General features: G+C 66.6%; 19 protein-coding genes. 6 read left to right on the top strand and 13 right to left on the bottom strand.

Going from position 1 to position 17,941, the window contains the following annotated elements; all coding sequences use genetic code 11:
- Window positions 1-18: 18 nt before the first annotated feature.
- The 4 genes from AC1MB9_RS06400 to AC1MB9_RS06415 form a co-directional block, all read right to left on the bottom strand.
- Window positions 19-384 carry an RNA polymerase-binding protein RbpA gene (locus AC1MB9_RS06400; protein WP_479964197.1) on the bottom strand — a complete coding sequence of 122 codons (366 nt, stop codon included), beginning with the start codon at window positions 382-384 and terminating at the stop codon, window positions 19-21.
- A 109-nt stretch (window positions 385-493) separates the two neighbouring features.
- Window positions 494-1,258: a glycerophosphodiester phosphodiesterase family protein gene (locus AC1MB9_RS06405; RefSeq protein WP_479964198.1), complete on the bottom strand. Its 765-nt coding sequence runs from the start codon at window positions 1,256-1,258 to the stop codon at window positions 494-496.
- A 3-nt stretch (window positions 1,259-1,261) separates the two neighbouring features.
- Window positions 1,262-2,212, bottom strand: a complete 951-nt coding sequence (locus tag AC1MB9_RS06410; RefSeq protein ID WP_479964199.1) for an SPFH domain-containing protein — start codon at window positions 2,210-2,212, stop codon at window positions 1,262-1,264.
- Window positions 2,209-2,685: an NfeD family protein gene (locus tag AC1MB9_RS06415; protein ID WP_479964200.1), complete on the bottom strand. Its 477-nt coding sequence runs from the start codon at window positions 2,683-2,685 to the stop codon at window positions 2,209-2,211. The genes AC1MB9_RS06410 and AC1MB9_RS06415 overlap by 4 nt, the downstream gene beginning before the upstream one ends.
- Window positions 2,686-2,814: 129 nt before the next feature.
- Here AC1MB9_RS06415 and AC1MB9_RS06420 point away from each other — a divergent pair, with 129 nt between their 5' ends.
- On the top strand, window positions 2,815-3,594 hold the full coding sequence (locus tag AC1MB9_RS06420; protein WP_479964201.1) for an SDR family oxidoreductase: 780 nt from the start codon (window positions 2,815-2,817) through the stop codon (window positions 3,592-3,594).
- A 134-nt stretch (window positions 3,595-3,728) separates the two neighbouring features.
- On the opposite strand, the gene arr is transcribed toward AC1MB9_RS06420, so the two are convergent.
- The 4 genes from arr to AC1MB9_RS06440 form a co-directional block, all read right to left on the bottom strand.
- Window positions 3,729-4,160: an NAD(+)--rifampin ADP-ribosyltransferase gene (arr, locus tag AC1MB9_RS06425; protein WP_479964202.1), complete on the bottom strand. Its 432-nt coding sequence runs from the start codon at window positions 4,158-4,160 to the stop codon at window positions 3,729-3,731.
- Between the two features lie 64 nt (window positions 4,161-4,224).
- Window positions 4,225-4,974, bottom strand: coding sequence for a glycosyltransferase family 2 protein (locus AC1MB9_RS06430; protein WP_479964203.1), 750 nt, complete (start codon window positions 4,972-4,974; stop codon window positions 4,225-4,227).
- Window positions 4,971-6,356 (bottom strand): PIG-L family deacetylase, encoded by a 1,386-nt coding sequence (locus AC1MB9_RS06435; RefSeq protein WP_479964204.1) that lies wholly within the window; start codon window positions 6,354-6,356, stop codon window positions 4,971-4,973. The genes AC1MB9_RS06430 and AC1MB9_RS06435 overlap by 4 nt, the downstream gene beginning before the upstream one ends.
- The gene (locus AC1MB9_RS06440) at window positions 6,353-7,441 is read right to left on the bottom strand and encodes an acyl-CoA dehydrogenase family protein (protein ID WP_479964205.1); all 1,089 of its coding nucleotides are present in this window, start codon (window positions 7,439-7,441) and stop codon (window positions 6,353-6,355) included. Before AC1MB9_RS06440 ends, AC1MB9_RS06435 begins: the two co-directional genes overlap by 4 nt.
- A 161-nt stretch (window positions 7,442-7,602) precedes the next feature.
- Between AC1MB9_RS06440 and AC1MB9_RS06445 the strand changes: the two genes are divergently transcribed.
- From AC1MB9_RS06445 to AC1MB9_RS06455, 3 genes are all read left to right on the top strand, one after another.
- A complete protein-coding gene (locus AC1MB9_RS06445; protein WP_479964206.1) occupies window positions 7,603-8,223 on the top strand; it encodes a hypothetical protein in 621 nt (206 codons plus the stop codon).
- A 210-nt stretch (window positions 8,224-8,433) separates the two neighbouring features.
- The gene (locus tag AC1MB9_RS06450) at window positions 8,434-10,485 is read left to right on the top strand and encodes a bifunctional copper resistance protein CopD/cytochrome c oxidase assembly protein (RefSeq protein ID WP_479964207.1); all 2,052 of its coding nucleotides are present in this window, start codon (window positions 8,434-8,436) and stop codon (window positions 10,483-10,485) included.
- Window positions 10,486-10,540: 55 nt separating this feature from the next.
- A complete protein-coding gene (locus AC1MB9_RS06455) occupies window positions 10,541-11,467 on the top strand; it encodes a DMT family transporter (protein WP_479964208.1) in 927 nt (308 codons plus the stop codon).
- A gap of 55 nt (window positions 11,468-11,522) precedes the next feature.
- On the opposite strand, the gene AC1MB9_RS06460 is transcribed toward AC1MB9_RS06455, so the two are convergent.
- Window positions 11,523-12,497, bottom strand: a complete 975-nt coding sequence (locus AC1MB9_RS06460) for a YeiH family protein (protein ID WP_479964591.1) — start codon at window positions 12,495-12,497, stop codon at window positions 11,523-11,525.
- 199 nt (window positions 12,498-12,696) lie between these two features.
- Here AC1MB9_RS06460 and AC1MB9_RS06465 point away from each other — a divergent pair, with 199 nt between their 5' ends.
- Complete coding sequence (locus AC1MB9_RS06465; RefSeq protein WP_479964209.1) at window positions 12,697-13,638, top strand: LysR family transcriptional regulator; 942 nt, start codon at window positions 12,697-12,699, stop codon at window positions 13,636-13,638.
- Between the two features lie 230 nt (window positions 13,639-13,868).
- On the top strand, window positions 13,869-14,795 hold the full coding sequence (locus AC1MB9_RS06470) for a 1-phosphofructokinase family hexose kinase (protein ID WP_479964210.1): 927 nt from the start codon (window positions 13,869-13,871) through the stop codon (window positions 14,793-14,795).
- A 46-nt stretch (window positions 14,796-14,841) separates the two neighbouring features.
- On the opposite strand, the gene AC1MB9_RS06475 is transcribed toward AC1MB9_RS06470, so the two are convergent.
- From AC1MB9_RS06475 to dhaL, 4 genes are all read right to left on the bottom strand, one after another.
- Window positions 14,842-15,411: a TetR/AcrR family transcriptional regulator gene (locus tag AC1MB9_RS06475; protein WP_479964211.1), complete on the bottom strand. Its 570-nt coding sequence runs from the start codon at window positions 15,409-15,411 to the stop codon at window positions 14,842-14,844.
- Window positions 15,404-16,240 carry an alpha/beta fold hydrolase gene (locus AC1MB9_RS06480; protein WP_479964212.1) on the bottom strand — a complete coding sequence of 279 codons (837 nt, stop codon included), beginning with the start codon at window positions 16,238-16,240 and terminating at the stop codon, window positions 15,404-15,406. Before AC1MB9_RS06480 ends, AC1MB9_RS06475 begins: the two co-directional genes overlap by 8 nt.
- 358 nt (window positions 16,241-16,598) lie before the next feature.
- Window positions 16,599-17,306 carry a dihydroxyacetone kinase phosphoryl donor subunit DhaM gene (gene dhaM, locus AC1MB9_RS06485; protein WP_479964213.1) on the bottom strand — a complete coding sequence of 236 codons (708 nt, stop codon included), beginning with the start codon at window positions 17,304-17,306 and terminating at the stop codon, window positions 16,599-16,601.
- Window positions 17,306-17,941 carry a dihydroxyacetone kinase subunit DhaL gene (gene dhaL / locus AC1MB9_RS06490; RefSeq protein ID WP_479964214.1) on the bottom strand — a complete coding sequence of 212 codons (636 nt, stop codon included), beginning with the start codon at window positions 17,939-17,941 and terminating at the stop codon, window positions 17,306-17,308. The genes dhaM and dhaL overlap by 1 nt, the downstream gene beginning before the upstream one ends.

A 17,941-nucleotide genomic window follows, 5' to 3' on the forward strand; every position in this document is an offset into this window, starting at 1 on the left:
GTTCATGCACCTATTGATTCAGGCGCCGACCTTCTGCTGTCCGCGACGCTCACGCAGAACGGTGAGGCGCTCCTGAAGGAGTTCCTCCAGTTCTGCACGCGTGCGACGCTCAAGCAACATATCCCAGTGGCTTCGAGCGATTTTCTCTCCGGAGTGATCAACGATCACCGGGGTCGAGTCTTCAAGACGCGTTGCAACGCGGGAGCAGTACTTGCACTCCCATTCGTCGGGGGCTTCGGCCTCGGCCGAAAAAATCATGACGGTCTCTTTGCTGCACGTCGCACACCGGTAGGTGTGGGTTACTCGTGCGGAAAAGGTCACGCCCTCTTCGCTCTGAAGGCTTTGTGCGCCCAATCTCATGCCACGCAAACTGCGGTCAGCCATCGTGTGGTCTCCTCTCGCGATGCAATCACAGTTCTCGCGATGCATACACAGTTGTAAACCATTAACCTGTGCGTTACCCTTCCGCAACCCCTGTTTTGGGGGCAAATTCTCAGGTTCGCTCGGCGATAAGGGCCACGGCGACCTCGGTGCGATCGGTCACGAGTCCGTCCACGCCGATGTCGAGCAGGCGGCGCATGGCCAACACGTCATTGACCGTCCACACGTGCACTTCGACGCCGACCGCATGCATCCGGCGCACAAAACGGGGCGTGACGATACGCAGGGGACCCACCCGTTCCGGAACCTGCACGGCTGTGATACTGCGCAGCACGCGTTGAAGCACCTCGGGTGGTCCGAGGGAGGCGGCAAGGAGGGCCTTGACAACCCCTTGCGACGACGCGGATGTGGCCACGCCGGGAAGAAGATCGCAGGCCCGGCGGCGGCGTTCTTCCGAAAAGGAGGTGATGAGCACGCGTTCGGTCGCGCGTGCGGCAAGAATCGCCTGCGCCGTGGGAACGATCGCCTCGTCGCACTTCACGTCGATATTGAACAGTGCCTCCGGGAAGGCATCGAGGGCCTCCGACAGGGAGGGCACGAACTGCCCGTTACCCAGGTTGATGCGCTTGAGCTCGGCCATCGTCAGCTGATTCACGCGAACGTCACGCCCCACCCGGGCCAGATCGGGGTCGTGACTGATCACGGCCACCGCGTCGAGGCTCGCGTGAACATCGGTTTCGAGATGCGTCGCCCCGGCCGACAGGGCGGTGAGAAACGCCAGAAGCGTGTTCTCCGGCGCCTCGCCGGCCAATCCGCGGTGGGCGAAGACGCGTATTCCGGGGCTCTCCAGGAACACGGAGCGGGACGGCTCTGACACCGTCTAGGCCCGCGGTGCCGGGCGAGTGGCCGCGGGGGAGTCGGCCTCGGGGCCGGCTCCGTGCGGACCGAAGGCCTTACCGATGCCCTTCATGGCCTCGGTCAGTTCACTCGGAACAATCCACAGCTTATTGGCGCTGCCCTCGGCCAGTTTCGGCAGGGTCAGCAGGTACTGGTACGCGAGGAGCTTCGGATCGGGATCTCCTTCGTGAATGGCCTGGAACACGGTCGTGATGGCTTCCGCCTCGCCCTGTGCGCGCAGTACGGCTGCCTTCGCGTAGCCTTCGGCCTCGAGGATGGAGGCCTGCCTGGCGCCCTCGGCGGTGAGGATCGCCGACTGCTTTGTTCCCTCGGCCGTCAGGATGAGGGCCCGGCGGTCACGCTCGGCTCGCATCTGTTTCTCCATGGAGTCCTGGATCGAGATGGGCGGGTCGATCGCCTTCAGTTCGACGCGGCCGACCCGGATGCCCCACTTGCCGGTTGCTTCGTCCAGCACGATGCGCAGCTGGCCGTTGATGTTGTCGCGGCTCGTGAGGGCCTCCTCAAGGTTCAGCCCGCCGACGACGTTACGCAGCGTGGTTGTGGTGAGTTGTTCGACCGCCCCGAGGTAGTTGTTGATCTCATACGTCGCCGCGCGGGCATCCGTCACCTGGAAATAGACGACCGTGTCGATGGACACGACGAGGTTGTCTTCAGTGATGACGGGCTGCGGCGGGAACGAGACCACCTGTTCCCGCATGTCGATGAGCGGGCGGAGGCGGTCGATGAACGGAATCAGGATATTCAGTCCCGGAGTGAGAGTCTTGTGGTACCGCCCGAGTCGCTCGACGACGCCGTTGCTCGCCTGGGGAATGATCCGGATGGCCTTAGAGAGGGTGACGATGACCGCGATGATCAGGGCGAGCAGCACCACGATCACAATGATCTGGGTGAGAATCGTTCCGGAATCGTTCATGACGTTGTCCTTTCGGCAGCAGGGATGACCACGGCAGTCGCACCGTCTATCTCGGTGACAATAATGCGATCGCCCGGGTCGAGGCGTCTCGACAAAGCGGCGGGGGAGAGTCGGGCGGTCCAGGTCTCGCCGTTGGCCAACCGCACGAGGCCGCCGGGGGACTCCAGGGACTTGACGATGTGGCCCTCCACCCCGAGCAGGGCGTCGACGTTTGATCTGGTCGGGTCTCCGCCGCGTTTGAGGCGGCGGAGCAGCGGCGGCTTGATCCCGAGGAGCAGGGTGACGGCGAGTACCGCCGCGAGAACGAGCTGCAGCCACCACTGTGCACCGAGAAGACCGGATACCAGGCCGCCCACGCTTCCGACGGCCAGCATCAGGAAGGTGAGTTCGAGGGTCATCATCTCGATGGTGACGAACAGCAGAATGATCACAAGCCAGACAATCCACGCGTAATCGGCGATGAAAGCGTCCATTGCGTCCCCTCTTTCCAACGGGTTTCTGCTTCAAAACTAGCAGGTGGAGGCCTGTTTTACGGGGATGTTGGTAGTCTCTAAGCTTGTGGTCGTGCGAATTTCGACCCGACGACCTTATGAGGAGCTCGCGTGAACAATCCACTTGCAGCAGGATCACTCAAGGGCCAGCGTGTTCTGGTCACCGGTTCATCGCGGGGGATCGGCGCGGACACCGTCGGCTATTTTGCCGAAGCGGGCGCGTCGGTTGTGATCAACTTCCGGAACAAGGAGGCGCGTGCCAGGAAGCTCGCCGACTCGATCCGTGCCGCCGGCGGAACGGCCATCACCGTCGGCGCCGATCTGACCGATCCGGAATCGGTCACGGCCATGTTTGAGACCATCCGCGCGGAGTACGGCGGCCTCGACATCCTCGTCATGAACGCCTCCGGTGGCATGGAGAGCGGAATGGCCGCCGACTACGCCATGGTGCTCAACCGCGATGCCCAGGTGAACCTGCTGACCAGCGCGTTGCCTTTGCTGGGAGCAGACTCGCGGGTGGTCTTTGTGACCAGCCACCAGGCGCACTTCGTCGCGACGACGCCCACGATGCCCGAGTACGAACCGGTCGCCCTCAGCAAGCGTGCCGGTGAAGACGCCCTGCGGTCCATGATCCCGGAGCTTGACGCCGCCGGTGTCGACTTCGTCGTTGTCTCCGGCGACATGATTGAGGGAACAATCACCGCAACGTTGCTCGAACGCTCGAACCCTGGCGCACTCGGCGCGCGCAAGGAGGCTGCCGGACGCCTGTACAACGTGAGCGAGTTCGCCGCCGAGATCGTCCAGGCCGCCGTGGAGCCCGTGCCTCAGAACAGCGTGCCGGAAGACCACACGCGCTACGTCGGAGACATCACCGGATTCCTCGCCGAATAGCGCGCCGACGCGGTTGTGCGAGCGGACCACCCGGGTGACCGATAATGCACATTATGTCAACAAGCGGATGGACGCACTCCGCAGAGGACCACCATCCGCGTCTTCCGCCCCGGCTGTCGTTGGCTCCCGGGAGGCTAGTCATCGTCGATGATTGCGAGGCCGCGACGCTTCAGGTCGGCGAGCCCGTCACGCATGGCCCGCACCTGATCGGGTGAGTGACCTACCCAACCCACCAGTTCGCCGATGATCTCCACCGGCTCGCGGGTGCGGTACGACCGGGTCGGATTGCCCGGAAACTTCTTGTCCGTCACGTTGGGGTCATCCTCGACGGTCCCGGTCGGTCGCACGATGTAGATCCGCCCGCGACCGTCCCCCGTGGCCAATTCGGCTCCCCACGTCGCGGCGTCCAAGGTGCCCGTCACATAAACATGCGTCGCCGTGCGTGCCTCTTCGAAATTGGATGCGCGTCCCGGCATCAGGAGGTCCCCCACCGTCAGGTGCGCCTTCGTGCCGTGAAACAGGGCCCCCGATTCGTGGGCCTCAAAGGGTTTGGGCTGGGCCGTCATACACGCCCTTCGGTAGTCGATGCCACACGTTAGCCTGACCACCCCGGCGGAGCAAGGATGCCGGTCACCCCACTCTTGTGGCCACGGAGGCCTGCAGGCTCACCGGCGACGCGTCCATCCGCCCCAAATACTCGGCGAACCCAGCCGGCGCGCGACCGACGAACCGACCCGACGTCAAGACCGGAATGGTCGCGATGCGGCGCTCTCGCACCTTGAGCGCCCGCAACGCCAACACCAGAAGAACGTCCTCGTCCGTGACGATTGGGGGGAACTCCCCCGCCGCAAGGTAGCAGTCCGCACGGACACCCATGTTCGCCCCGTGCACGTAGGGGTGTCCCTCCACGATTCGGTGCTCACTCGCCCACCGACGGTGCTGCGGGTGCTCCTCAGGAAGGTCAGGAAGCACGGTTCCGAGTACAAGACCGACACCGGCGTGAGCACAGGCCAACTGGGTCGTGAGCCAGGTCAACGGCACGGTCGAGTCCGCATCCGTCGTCGCCACCCAGACATTCTCCGGCGCGTGCGCGGCCCCGCCGAGCAGAAAACGCACCCCCGCCCGCCGGGCGGCGCCGACGGCCCCGGCATCGATGACGATGGTGCTGAAATCCGCATACCGGGCCGTGAGAGCAGCCGAGTCGTCCGTACACCGATCGAGCACGACCACGACGCGCACGGCGGGGGCGTCGGCCCCGAGCGAGGTGCCCAGGAAGTCAATGGCGTCCGTGAGTGCCGCGAGTGCACGCGGGAGGCACTCCTCCTCATTACGAACGGGGACCACGACCGCTATCGTCTGAATCCCACCATGTCTCGTCATGGAGCGAGCCCCTCGCGTTGGGCCACCGAAAAAGCCGGAACCGGCTCGAAGACCTCAAGCAGAAAGTCCCGCTCACGGTGTTGCACCGTGCGCACCAGGCCGGCGGCGCCGGCCAGGGCAGCGTGCACGGAATCCCCCGAACCGGGATATTGGGCAACCGGATGCCGCCAATGGCAGGCGACCAGCACGCCGTCCGGCGCCAGCGCGGATCGGCAGCGTTCCACCAGCCGGGTCAGGTCAGCGTCGGAACAATAGTACCCGACTTCGGAGAGTACGACCAGGTCGAACTCTCCGTCGGGCCACTCCCCAGGAAAGGCGAGCTGCCGAAACGTGACGCCCACGCGGCCCGACAGGCGTTCCCGTGCCGTTTCGAGGGGGCGTTCGCTGATGTCCGTCGCCAGCACGGTGTCACAGCGCAGTGACAGTTGCTCCGTGAGAACACCGATCGAGCAGCCGAGCTCAAGCGCCGACGCATACCTTTCCCGCGGCAGGGCTGCAAGCGTCAAGGCACGTTTGCGCCGTTCGTACCAGCGCGTTTCAAATCCCCAAGGGTCGACGGCACCCGAATAGAACTGGTCGAAGAAGGCGACGGCCAGGCTGTTCCCACCGACCGCGCCGCTCGCCGGCGCTGCTGGCGGCCCCACAAAAAGTTCAAACAAGCGTTCGAAATACGCACCGAACTGCGGCTGAATGATCGCCTCGTCGCCCGGCTTGTCGGACAGCGCGTTCATTTGGCTGCTGTGCGCCGACATCGCGCGGGATTTGGCGGACCGGGTTGACGATGACAGCTCGAGAATGCGCAGGCGTTTCGGGTCCCAGATCTCGTGGGTCGGCGTGGACCAGTGCCACGCCCAGATGGGGTACTCCCACAGGATTGCGCCGGTGCTCAGCGCCGCCGTGGCGGAGGCCCGACCCACCGCCACATGGTCGGGATGCCCATCTGACCGCCAGGGGGCGACGATCCATGTGGACGCCGCATCCTCACCGACCGCAGCGGCGAGGATTGCGGCCAACTCCTCCTCATGCTCGGCCAATCCCCCGTCGGGAAGCCCAAGAAAGCGCACCGGCGCGGCGGGGGCCAGCTCTTCGACGGCCTGCACCATTTCCTGACGGCGGATTGCCGCGAGGCGCGCGGGCGGATGGGTCGTCGACTCCGGATGCGAGGCCTCACCGTTGCTCGCGACCACCACGGACACCGCGAGCCCCAGCTCGGCCGAACGGGCAATCAGGCCGCCCGCCCCGAGCGTTTCGTCGTCGGGGTGCGCGGCAACGACCACCACTCGCGTGACGTTTTCCCACGAGAGCACCCGCACGGATTCCCGCCAACCCGACTCGTCCCAGGCGCTCGGCGGCGTACCGACGGCGGCGTGGTTGAAGGTCACCACGGCGCACCGTCACCGCTCGCCAAGAGGCTCCCCAGCGACGCGTCGTCTCTTTCAGCGTGGTGTTGTCGCACGTACAACTGCAGGTCGGCGACGCGGCGTGCGTGGCGTTCATCGAGTGCCAACGGCGCCGGGCCGAGGGCATGGCCCGTGCGCAGGATCACCTCGTCCACGGTGCGCGCCACGATGCCCCTGATCCGTGCGGCGAGGAGCGTGCCGGCGGGCCCGTTTGCCAGGCCGGCATCGATTGCGGCCGCGGCGCCCGCCAGGGCGACGCCGGCAGCCGTCAGCGCCACGTCGAGCGCCCCCAGATGTGCCAGCGCCAATTGGTCCGGTTCCCGGTCGCGACCGGTTGCCCAGACCTGGCGTGCCAGGCCGATCGCGCCACCCCACCAACATGCCGCCACGCCGATGCCGCCCCAAGCGAACCCCGGCCGGTCCAGATACCAACCGTTTTCTCCAATCGGGCCGGCGGGCACGTCACGGAAGTCGACCGGGACGCTCGGAACGGCGGCAAGTCCGCGCGCCACCCAGTCCACGTCCCGCACGCGGATACCGGGCTGGCGGAGTGCGACGGTGAAGAGTCGTCGGGTCGATGTCGAGGTGTGCGCCGTCACGAGCGCATGGGACAGCACGCCCGCCAGGGAACACCACGGCTTGGTGCCGCTGAGCGTCCATCCCGTCTCAGACTCCGTTGCGCTCAGTCTCATCCCGGGGCCCTCCGCGGCGAAAACGCCCCAGGTCTGCTCGTTCGACGCGGGCGCGTGCGACGTGTCGTCCCCCAGGCGGGAATGCTGGGTGAGGATGGACAGGGCGTCCGCATGTGCTTCGACGACCCGTGCGGCGGTGAGGTCGGCCGCCGCGAGCGTGGCCATGGTCTCGAACAGCCGCCGCGTCTGGCCGTCACCGGGGCGCGCGACCTGGCCACCGATGGTCCGGGCGAAATCCACGGCTCGGGCGGCGTCCCCGTCGACGTTGTGGGCCGATTCCGCCAGCCGGGTCAGGTAGGGCACGTCGGTCCCCGTGGAGGTCGCGCCAGACGGAAGAATCACCGGTCGTAACTCGAATCCACTGGTCGCGCTCATGCGTAAATAGTCACACAAGCGCGGAACTTTTCTGTAAATCACGTCGGGCGCTTGATTTTGTCACCCGACTGAATATGATGCCCCGTGCCTGTTGAGGTGGAACGCGTGAACGTAGTCGGCGGGCGTGTCGGGTAGCCTGATGAGAGGAATTGAGGCGTGACATGGCAACCAGGTGGGCGAGATTTGTGCGCGGCTGGCTCACCGCATCCGTCGCCGTTCTGGTCGCCGCGCTGTCGCACGTTGCGGGTGGGGGCGCCTCCCCCGGACCGATCAGTCTGTCGCTTGCGGTCGCCTTCTCGGGAATGCTCTGCGTCGTCTTGGCCGGCAAGAACCTCTCCCTCGCCAAACTCGCTGTCTCGGTCGTCCTGAGTCAGGTTTCGTTCCACGCCCTGTTCGGACTCGACGGAACGAGCGCGGCCACCATGACCGCAAGCAGCCACCACGGCTCCGCAGCCGTCGTCATCGTCGCCTCCGACACGGCCTCCGCTGCGGCGACGGCCGGTGTACATGGCATGGGTTGGATGTGGATCGCCCACGGCGTGGCTGCGCTCATCACGATCCTCGCCCTCCGTCGCGGTGAGCAGACATTCTGGTCGCTCCTCGACTTCGCGCGGCTGGCCCTGGTCGCCATTGCGCGCAACGTGGGAATCATCGTGACCCTGCCCCGTTACCGCGCGCACGTCATGGCCCTGCTCGCTCACCGGTTCATCGCCACGGATCTGGATGTTCTGCTGTCACCGATGAGACACCGCGGTCCGCCTGCCGCCCTTTTCGCGCACTAGCCCCCGCACCCCCGCGTACGTGGTCGCCCTCCAGGCGCTTCGTTCCACGACCGTGCCGCGACAGTCGGCGCACGCGGCACACGCTGCCGCCTGCGGCCATCACCTCCGCCACATTCTTCACCTCCCCACACCCGACGCCGGCTGCTCCGACTCGGTACCGACCCCTCGTCGTCGCGACTGTTCGCGGCCTCGGAGACGGGAAGCTCCATCGTGCACTCCCCTCGCGAAACCAACGACACAACCCGGTTCGAGTCGCGCATCCTCACGGTGCGCGCCCCGACCCTGGTCCCGGTCGTGCTGGCACTCTGTGTGCCTCTCGCCGTGACGCTCACAATCCTCGCCATGATCATGACGGATGCCTTTTCCGGCCTCGTGCTCATTGACCCCGGAGATCTGGTGACCCGCGGCCTGCCCATCGCTCGCGTCCTGCACGACGGCGCCGCCGCCGTCACGATCGGACTCCTGGTTCTCGCGACCTTCGCCCTTCCGGGCCAGTCCATCGTCCCCGGGCGCGCCAGCTACAGCCAGTGGCGTGCCTCCCGGTGGGCCGTCTGGGCGGCCAGCGTCTGGGCGGCCGCCGGAATCGCTGTCCTCGTGTTCACGGCAGCCAGCACGATCGGGGTGCCCGTGACGAGCCGTCTGTTCGCGACGCAGTTCGTGTGCTTCGCCACCCAGTTGGACCTCGGCAGAACGCTCCTGCTCTCGATCGGCTGCGTTGTCACCCTGCTCGTGATCGTGCTGGTCACAACGCGGGTGTCATGGATTGCGACGGCGACCGTGCTCAGCATTCTCGCTCTCCTGCCACTGGCACTGTCTGGTCACGCGGCCGGATCAGACGAGCACGGCAACGCGGTCAACAGCATGGCGATCCACCTCGTCGGCGTCACGGTCTGGGTCGGAGGACTCGTCGCCCTGATTCTCATGCGCAAGCGCCTCGGTGCCGCCCTGCCGGTCGTCGTGGCCCGGTATTCGGTCTTCGCCGGTTGGGCATTCCTCGGGGTGGTTGTGTCCGGCGCCGTCAACGCCGGGCTGCGCATCTCCTCCCCCGCCGACCTGCTGTCCGGATACGGGCTCCTGCTCCTGGCGAAAAGCGTCATCCTGGTGTTGCTGGGACTTGCCGGCTACCGGCATCGCCGACGGATCATTCCGCTGCTCGTACGCGCGCCCGCCGACACCAGAGCCTTCGCCCGCCTCGCGGTCGTCGAGGTCGTTCTCATGTCGACCGCGATCGGGCTGTCCGTCGGCCTTTCCCGCAGCGCCCCGCCCGTATCCCAGCAGTCGGTGGCCGAGCTCGATGTGCGCCGCGCCCTGATCGGCTTTCCGTTTCCGGAGCCCCTGACCCTCGGACGGATCCTGACCTCCGTGCACGTGGACTTGCTCTTCTTCGCGATGGGCGTGCTCATGGCCGGCTTCTACATCACCGGTGTCGTGCGACTCCGCCGCCGCGGTGATGCCTGGCCCGTGAACCGCACCGTGGCCTGGATCGCCGGATGCGTCGCCCTGATCTACTTCACCAGCGGCGGGCCGGGAGTTTACGGCGCCGCGAGCTTCAGCACCCACATGCTCCAGCACATGGGCCTCATGATGTTCATTCCTCCCCTGCTGGTGCTCGGGGGCCCCGTGCTTCTCGCCCTGCGGGTCTTGCCGAAGAGGCGGGACCACAGCCGCGGGCCCCGCGAGTGGATACTCATCATCGTGCACTCGCGCTACCTGCGCCTGCTGTCGCACCCGGCGGTCGCCGGCGTGCTCTTCGCCGGCAGCCTGGTGGCGTTCTACTACACGGGCTGGTTTGAGTTCTCCCTGCGTACACACACCGGCCACGTTCTGATGTGCGTTCACTTCCTGGCCAGCGGATACGTGTTCTTCTGGGTGCTGATCGGAATCGATCCGGGACCGACGCGTCCGAGTCATCCGCTGCGCCTCATCCTTCTGATATCCACGCTGGCCTTCCACGCCTTCTTCGGGCTGAGCATCATGAGCGGCACCGAGGTGCTGGCGATCGACTGGTGGCACGCCCTGCAATTCACGGACGACGTAGCCCTGCTGGCCGATCAGCGCATCGGCGGCGGAGTGGCGTGGGGCGCCGGTGAATTTCCCACCGTGCTCGCCGCCCTCGTTCTCATGCGCCAATGGCTCGCATCAGACGAACGCGTGGCGCGGCGTCTCGATCGCCGGGCCGATCTCACCGACGACGCAGACCTGCGCGCCTACAACGACAATTTGGCGGCGCTGAGCCGGCGCGACGGAGGCGACAGCACCTGAGTCGCTCACGGCACCGGACGAGAGCGTGACGGCGCCCCTCGACTACGCTGGTCAGGTGAAGAAGTCCCGTCTGGCGGTGTGGTCCCTGGTACTCGTCGCGGCGACATGGGGTGGCGCTTTCGTCATCATGAAGCCCGCCATCGAACAGCAGCCCTTCTTCGACTTCCTGGCGACTCGCTTCACGATCGCGGCCCTGATCATGCTCGTGGCACGGCCGACGATGGTGCGGGCACTCGGCTCCCGTATGTGGGTCGTCGGCGCTTCGCTCGGCATCCTGCTGGGCCTGGGCTACATCACCCAGACGATCGCGCTGGAGATGACGACCGCGGCAATTACCGGCTTCCTCACCGGAACCTACGTGGTGCTCACACCGGTCCTCGGCTGGCTCCTGTTCCGGCACCGAATCGGTGGCAAGCTGGCCATCGGCGCCCTGCTGGCCCTGGTCGGTTTGGGCCTCATCTCGATCACGGGCATGACCGTTGAAGTGGGTCAGATCTGGGGCGTCGTGTGCGCCGCATTCTTTGCGCTTCATATTGTCGGCCTGAGTCGCTTCAGTAGGGGCCTCGACGCGTACGCGCTCACGTTCGTGCAATTGTGTGCCGTCGCCGTCGTCTGCTGGATCGGCGCTGTGCCCGACGGCTATCAGGCGCCCCCCAGCGGGAACGTCTGGGTGGCCGTTCTGTTCACGGCCGTGTTCGCAACGGTATTCGGATACTTCGTGCAGACGTGGGCGCAGGCACGCGTAGAGGCGTCCCGTGTTGCCATCATCCTCACCCTCGAGGTCGTCTTTGCCGCGCTCATCGCTGTGGGAGTCGGCCAGGAAGTACTTGCGGTCAAGACCGTCATCGGCGGTGCGTTCATGATTGCCGCCATGGTCGTTGTGGAGTGGCCGCGCCGCGGACGCACGGCACGCATCGCCGGGACCGGGGCGACCGACGGGGACGATAGCGTCCTCGTCCCGCTGGAGCCCCTCTCGCACTAGACGCATCAATGGGCGCGGGCGACACCGGCCTCGGACCATGCGCCGAACGCGGCCCTCACCCGTGTTGCACGACAACCCAGGCGAGGGCAGCGATCAGCGCCCAGGACAGCATGGCGACCAGAAGAGCGCGCCATCCGGTGCGCACGAGCCGGCCGAGCCGGACCCTCGTTCCCAGCCCGAAGAGAGCCATCGCCAGGAACGCCGTCTGTACGGTGTCGGCGCCGCCCGTGACCGCGACCGGCAGCGGCGCGAATGTGCGCACCAGCACGGCGCAGATGAAACCGGCGACGAACAGTGGCACGATCGGCGGGTGTTTCGGCCCGAACTCCCTGGTGCCGCGTCTCCGTCGCACGACCAGCGATGTGATGGCCACCATCGGGGCGAGCATCAACACGCGGGTGAGCTTCACCACAACGGCGACGGCCAGCGCCGCAGGGCCGGCCACCTGCGCGGTCGCGACGACCTGACCGACATCATGCACGCTCGCTCCGACCCAGTGCCCGAACTGCAGTGCGCTGAAGCCGAGTGGATGCCAGAGGAGCGGCAGCACGACGATGGCCAGGGTCCCGCACAGGGTGACGAGTGCGACCGGTACGGCAGAGTCCTCTTCCTTCGCATGGACAGCATGGCTCATTGCGCCGATCGCGGATGCGCCACAGATTGAGAAGCCGGTCGCGATCAGCAAAGGCTGTTGACCGGGCAGTTTGAAGAGGCGGCCCAGCCACAATGTCACGACGAACGTGACCGCCAGCACCGCGAGGACGGTGACGATCGATTTCCAGCCGAGGTGTGCGATGTCGACCAGACTCAGTTTGAGGCCGAGCAGCACGATGCCCAGATGCATGAATGCCTTGGCGGCGACTCTGAGGCCGGGAGCGAGAATGCCCGACAAAGCCGGGCGGGCGACCGGTATCTGTGCGACCAGGATTCCGAGAACCACAGCGACGGTGAGCAACGGGATCGCCGGCACCGATGAATGGATGCCCCACGCGCTCAGCGCCGCCGCGCCCGCGACCGTGACCCCGGGCATCCACCTCCGGGACCCGCCCAGCCATGCCCGCTCACGATCGGAATGCCGAGGGGCGGGCGTTGACTCCGCGGGCAGGCGCCCGGGACGGGCGGGAGGCATTTCTGTTGAACTCACAGAACCCAGTCTCGTCCCGGCGGACACGGGCCGGTAGAGGGCGTATCGTTGGCGGGGCACAAGTGAGGCTTGTGGGAGGTGTGTCGTGCTCGGTCCACATATGCCCGACCTCGGGGGGCTCCAGATGCTGATGTCCGTGGGCGAATTGGGCAGCCTCAGTCGCGTCGCCGCGCGTCTCGGCGTCTCCCAGCAGGCCGTGTCATCACGGGTTCGTGCGTTGGAGGGCCAGATCGGGGCCTCCCTCATCGTGCGGTCGGCGCGAGGATCGACGTTGACCGCGACCGGGGTCCTGGTCACCGGTTGGGCCGTCGAGGTGCTCGCCGCCGCCGAACGAATGGAAGCCGGGATCGAGGAGATACGCTCGCAAGCCCTGCACCGACTCGACGTGGCGGCGAGTCTGACCATCGCTGAGTACCTCCTGCCGCGCTGGCTGGGCACCCTGCGTGGCCGGCAGGAGTCCGCCGGCCAGGTGGCGACCAACGTCGGACTCACCGCGGCGAACAGCGAAGCGGTGATCGCTCTCGTGCGTGCCGGCACGGTACCCCTCGGATTCATCGAGACTCCCGAGATCCCGAGCGACCTGCGCACCACGACTATCGGTCTGGACCGGCTGATAGTCGTTGTCTCCCCCGGTCATGTCTGGGCCCGGCGCCGCAGGCCTGTGTCCGCGCAGGAATTGGCCGATACCCCGCTGATCACCCGCGAGGAGGGCTCGGGAACCCGCAAAGCTCTCGATCATCTGCTCGGATGGGTCCCCGGCGTCACTGGAACTCTGGCCGCTCCACGCCTGGAATATTCCAGCACCGCTGCCGTTCGTACGGCGATCAGGTCCGGAGTGGCGCCTGGCGTTCTCAGCTCGATGGCGGTCGCCGATGACCTCGCTCTCGGCCGCCTGGTCGCCGTGGACGTCACCGGGATCACTCTCACGAGAACGCTCACAGCGGTGTGGGCCAGCGGTCGACAGCCGTCCGAAGTACTGGCACAGGACATGATCGCAATCGCGCGCCAGCCGCTCAACACCGGGTAGCACACCGACATCGTGCACAGGGCCGGGGTACGCCCTGACAGGTCGTCGTCCCTATCCACGGCCCTCGACCTGGTGCAGGATGGGGATCCGAGCGAGAGGGAAGCTCATGATGGAGCGCGACGCTGAGATGATCGACACGATTGGCCAGTGGCTACACCGGGTGACCGGCGGACCGCAGGAGCACCACCATTAGCGCCCGCGAAAGCGTGGGGCACGCCAGGGGTTCGATTGTGACCCTGACCATGAACCCCGCGCTCGACCTCAGCACATCGACCGATCGGGTGGTGAGCGATCACAAGTTACGCTGCGGGACGACTCGCCTGGATCCGGGCGGCGGCGGCATCAACGTCTCGCGGGTCGTTCATCTGCTCGGCGGGGAATCGTTGGCCATCTACGCGGTCGGCGGACTGACCGGCGCGGCCCTGCGCCACATGCTCGACGTCGAGGGTGTGTCGAGTCGTGCCGTGCCGATCTCAGGCACCACCCGCCAGAGTTTCACCGTGGATGAATCAGGCACGGGCAGACAATTTCGCTTTGTGTTGCAAGGGCCCGAACTCAGCGAGACCGAGTGGAAGGCCTGTCTCGCTGCCGTGCGGCAGACAGCCCCACACGCTGGATACCTGGTTGCCAGCGGCAGCCTGCCGCCGGGAGTGCCCGAGGACTTCTACGCCCGGGTCGCGCGGCTGGCTCGTGACAGTGGGGCGCGCTGTGTGCTGGATACGTCCGGCGTTCCCCTTCGGGAAGCCCTGGCCGAGGGGGTGTACCTGGTCAAGCCGAGCCGTCGGGAGCTCGGCGAGCTCGTCGGTGCGACGCTTGACACGGAACAGAGCCAGGTCACCGCCGCATCCGATCTGATCGCGGCAGGTTCGGCAGAACTGGTCGCTCTGACGCGAGGCGCGGAAGGGGCCGTGCTCGCCTCCGCCGCGGGAGCCGTGCGTCTGGCGGTGCCGACAATCCAGGTGCTGAGCACGGTCGGCGCCGGCGACAGTTTTCTCGGCGCGTTCGTGCTGCGGCTCTCAGCGGGCGGCGATACAGACGCGGCATTCCGCTACGCCGTAGCCGCCGGTAGCGCCGCCGCTCAGACGCCGGCTACCGACCTGTGCCGCCCGGAGGATGTGGACGCGCTTGAGGCGACTCTCCCGCCGATCCGGCGCTGATGCTGTGCGCCGTCGCGTGCCTGCCCGGTGCGCTGTCGTACGCTGGTCATTCCCGCGACCAGTCGGCCAAGGCGGTCACGACGCTCGCGACGAGCCTCAGATAGCTGCGTTCCAGGTCGACCGGCAGCTCGAAGCCGCCGCTTGTTTCCAGTGCGACAAAGCCGTGCAACGCGGACCGTAGAAACCGGGTGGCGTCGACGGCGTCGTCGTCGCGCAGATCGTAGCCGGAGAGCACGTTGTAGACGACCTCGGTGATCGATGACGACACGGTCAGATCTTCGTCGTCTCCGGGAATCGGCGCGTGCATCGTCATCGGGTACTGCCCGGGGTGTTCGAGCGCCCAGCGGCGGTAGGCGACAGACATCCGCTTGATGGCGTCGTCCCGGGAACGTCCGACGGCCGCGCCCCCGAGGGCGTAGGCAAGGCTCGTTTTGGCGTGGATCATGATGCCCCGGCGGAGGCCGGGCATGCCATCAATGTGCTTGTAGAGCGACGGTACCCGCACATTCAGGGCCTCGGCCAGGGAAGCCAGATTCAGCCCGGCCGGGCCACTTTCGTCGAGCATCACGGCCGCACGATCAACGACGGTGACCGTGCTCAGTGGTGTCCTACTCATCGCTCTTCAGCGTCCCAAGGAACCGAACGATAGCGGTCGTGGTGGCTTTCGGCTGTTGCGACTGCGGGTAGTGACCGGCGTCGGCAACCATCACGGCGGTTCCCCCGAGCGCGCGGGCGATCCAGTCGGCTTCCGCCCGCGGGCTCGGAAAATCGGGATCCTTCTCGCCCATAATGACAAGAGCGGGCGTCGTGACGTGCTTGAGCCTCGCCCCCGCCTGCCTGTGGTTCGTCCGCGTGGTGCGGATGAACGCACGTGTGTACCCCGGGCGTCGGATGCTCGCGATGACGTCCGCTCTGTAGCCGGCAAGGTCGGTTGGCGGCGTTCCCGCATACAGCCTGGGCAGGTACGCCTTCCAGACCGCCACGGCCCACGGCCGCGCCATGAGGAGGCGGAACAACACGCGGCTGACCAGGTGGCTGGATGCCGGCTCACGCACGAAAGGGCCCACGAGGACAAGACCGCTGACCAATTCGGGGCGGCCCGTCGCGACGATCACGGCCGCACCGGCGGCCATCGAGTTTCCGACAACAACAGCGGGTCTGCCCAGCTCGACCAGAAGCGCCGCCACGTCACTGGCGGTATCGGCGTCCCCGTAGCTGGAGAATGAGGTGTCGCTGTCCCCGTGGCCGCGAAGGTCGGCGGTGGCGACGGTGTACCCGGCGTCGGTGAGCTTGGGAGCGACAAACCGGTAGGTGGATCGGAGGTCGCCCATGCCGGGCACGAGGAGAACGAGCGGCCCGGCCCCCTGGATGTCGTAGGCGATCCTTCCCTGCGGCCGTACGAGGTAGCGCGTCGTCGGAAGCGGTGCGTGGTGAGGATTGTTCATACGGCTAATCTACTTAGCCGCATGGCAAATATCAATAGCTTTTCCGTGATTAATAGCGCCGTGGACCCGGTGAGAGCCGGGCTAACGCGAGGAAGACTTCGGTCGGGGATCGGTGTGGATCACCATTCCGAGTTCGTTGACCGGCTCATAGGCATCCCGGTCCCAGACGCCCGGGTGCGGAACCGGACAATTCAGTATCGGGTTGTTCGTTGAGTGATCGATGAAGTGCTCACGCATGGCGTGCCCACACACGGGGCAGGCGGGAGAATGCTGAGCGTCTTTCTCTTCGGAAGTGCCGTCTACAGACATGCGTACAGAGTACGCGCGATTCGACAAGAAATACAGAACGTGCTAAGTGCTACTCGTCCTTCTCTCCGAATCCGGACTCGAGCAGAGACGAGAGCGCATCGACCGCCTCGATGGCCTCGGGCCCCGATGACGAGAGCTCTGCCGTCATCCCCCGGGACAGGCCCAGCGCCATGATCCCCAGAAGGCTCGTGGCGTCGACGCCATTCACGGTGACACGGGCATCGAAGGTGCTCGCGAGGGTGACGAAATCCGCGGCGGGCCGGGCATGCAACCCGTCTCGGTTGATGAGCGTCACCGATCGGGTCACCGAGCCGTTCGGCTCACTGGTCGGCACGGCCTCTGTGCTGCTCGCACCCGCAGCGGTCAGCGCCGCGGAGACGACACTGCCGAGGTCTCCCCCGATTTCGGCGGCGACGGCCGCAGCCACGCCACCCTCCACGAGTGGCGCATCCACGATACGGATGCGCGCGCGCACGTCATCGTCCAGGAACTCGAGTGCCGTCTCCGCGGTAAGTATCGCCGAACCGAGGTCGCAGAAGACGACGGCTCCGCCCGTGCCGACTGCAGCGAGCATCGCCTCGGAGACCTTCAGGAAACTCGTGCCGATTCCACCCTCGTCGGTTCCCCCTGCCGGCAGGAGTACGGCATGTGGCGCCATTTGTCGCGCCAGCTCCACCAATCCCTCGGCGATCAGCGCGCTGTGTGACACGAAGACGAGGCCGACCTGCCGGCCGGCTCCCTCCGCACTGTCCCCCATCAAGCTCCCGCGGCGTCCACGGCCGCCCGCAAAAGCAACCGGGTGGACTCTGCACCGGGGTCGCGGTGGCCCCGGGCGCGCTCCCCCAGGTAGCTCGCACGGCCCTTCCGCGCGACGAGCGGCTCGGTGGCAATCGCGCCGAGGTCCGCGGCGTCGGCGGCCGCGGCCAGGACGTCGAGCGGGGTACCGCCGGCCGCCAGTCGTGCGACTGCCGCGTCGACGGCCGGCGTCCAGGCATCGACCATGGTCTTGTCCCCGCTCTCGGCCTTTCCTCGCAACACGATGCCATCTCGCGCGGCCGTGATCAGCGCGACGGTTGCTGCGGCATCGAGGTCGGCGGCCCCGGCCACGGCGACCGCCGCTTTCAGGTAGGCGGTGCCGTACAACGGCCCTGCCGCGCCGCCGACCGTGGAGATGAGGGTGCCCGCCACCAGTTTGAGCACTACCGACGGTTCGCGTGCGTCAGGGGCGTCGTTGAGCTTGTTCACCACAGCGCTGAATCCGCGGTCCATGTTCTCACCGTGGTCGCCGTCTCCGATCTCCCGGTCGAGCGTATTGAGTTCGCTGCGGTGCTCCGCGATGACCTGCGCCGAGAGGCGCACCCAGGCAAGCGCCCATGCTGTGCTCAGATTCAT

Source organism: Cryobacterium sp. AP27 (assembly GCF_056680495.1).

Bases quoted from the DNA above. Each gene is read 5' to 3' on its own strand.
- AC1MB9_RS06400 (WP_479964197.1), bottom strand. From the start codon at position 384: ATGGCTGACCGCAGTTTGCGTGGCATGAGATTGGGCGCACAAAGCCTT.
- AC1MB9_RS06415 (WP_479964200.1), bottom strand. From the start codon at position 2,685: ATGGACGCTTTCATCGCCGATTACGCGTGGATTGTCTGGCTTGTGATC.
- AC1MB9_RS06480 (WP_479964212.1), bottom strand. From the start codon at position 16,240: ATGAACAATCCTCACCACGCACCGCTTCCGACGACGCGCTACCTCGTA.
- AC1MB9_RS06445 (WP_479964206.1), top strand. From the start codon at position 7,603: ATGGCAACCAGGTGGGCGAGATTTGTGCGCGGCTGGCTCACCGCATCC.
- arr (WP_479964202.1), bottom strand. From the start codon at position 4,160: ATGACGGCCCAGCCCAAACCCTTTGAGGCCCACGAATCGGGGGCCCTG.
- AC1MB9_RS06410 (WP_479964199.1), bottom strand. From the start codon at position 2,212: ATGAACGATTCCGGAACGATTCTCACCCAGATCATTGTGATCGTGGTG.
- dhaM (WP_479964213.1), bottom strand. From the start codon at position 17,306: ATGGGGGACAGTGCGGAGGGAGCCGGCCGGCAGGTCGGCCTCGTCTTC.
- AC1MB9_RS06430 (WP_479964203.1), bottom strand. From the start codon at position 4,974: ATGACGAGACATGGTGGGATTCAGACGATAGCGGTCGTGGTCCCCGTT.
- AC1MB9_RS06440 (WP_479964205.1), bottom strand. From the start codon at position 7,441: ATGAGCGCGACCAGTGGATTCGAGTTACGACCGGTGATTCTTCCGTCT.
- AC1MB9_RS06475 (WP_479964211.1), bottom strand. From the start codon at position 15,411: ATGAGTAGGACACCACTGAGCACGGTCACCGTCGTTGATCGTGCGGCC.
- AC1MB9_RS06460 (WP_479964591.1), bottom strand. From the start codon at position 12,497: ATGCCCGGGGTCACGGTCGCGGGCGCGGCGGCGCTGAGCGCGTGGGGC.
- dhaL (WP_479964214.1), bottom strand. From the start codon at position 17,941: ATGAATCTGAGCACAGCATGGGCGCTTGCCTGGGTGCGCCTCTCGGCG.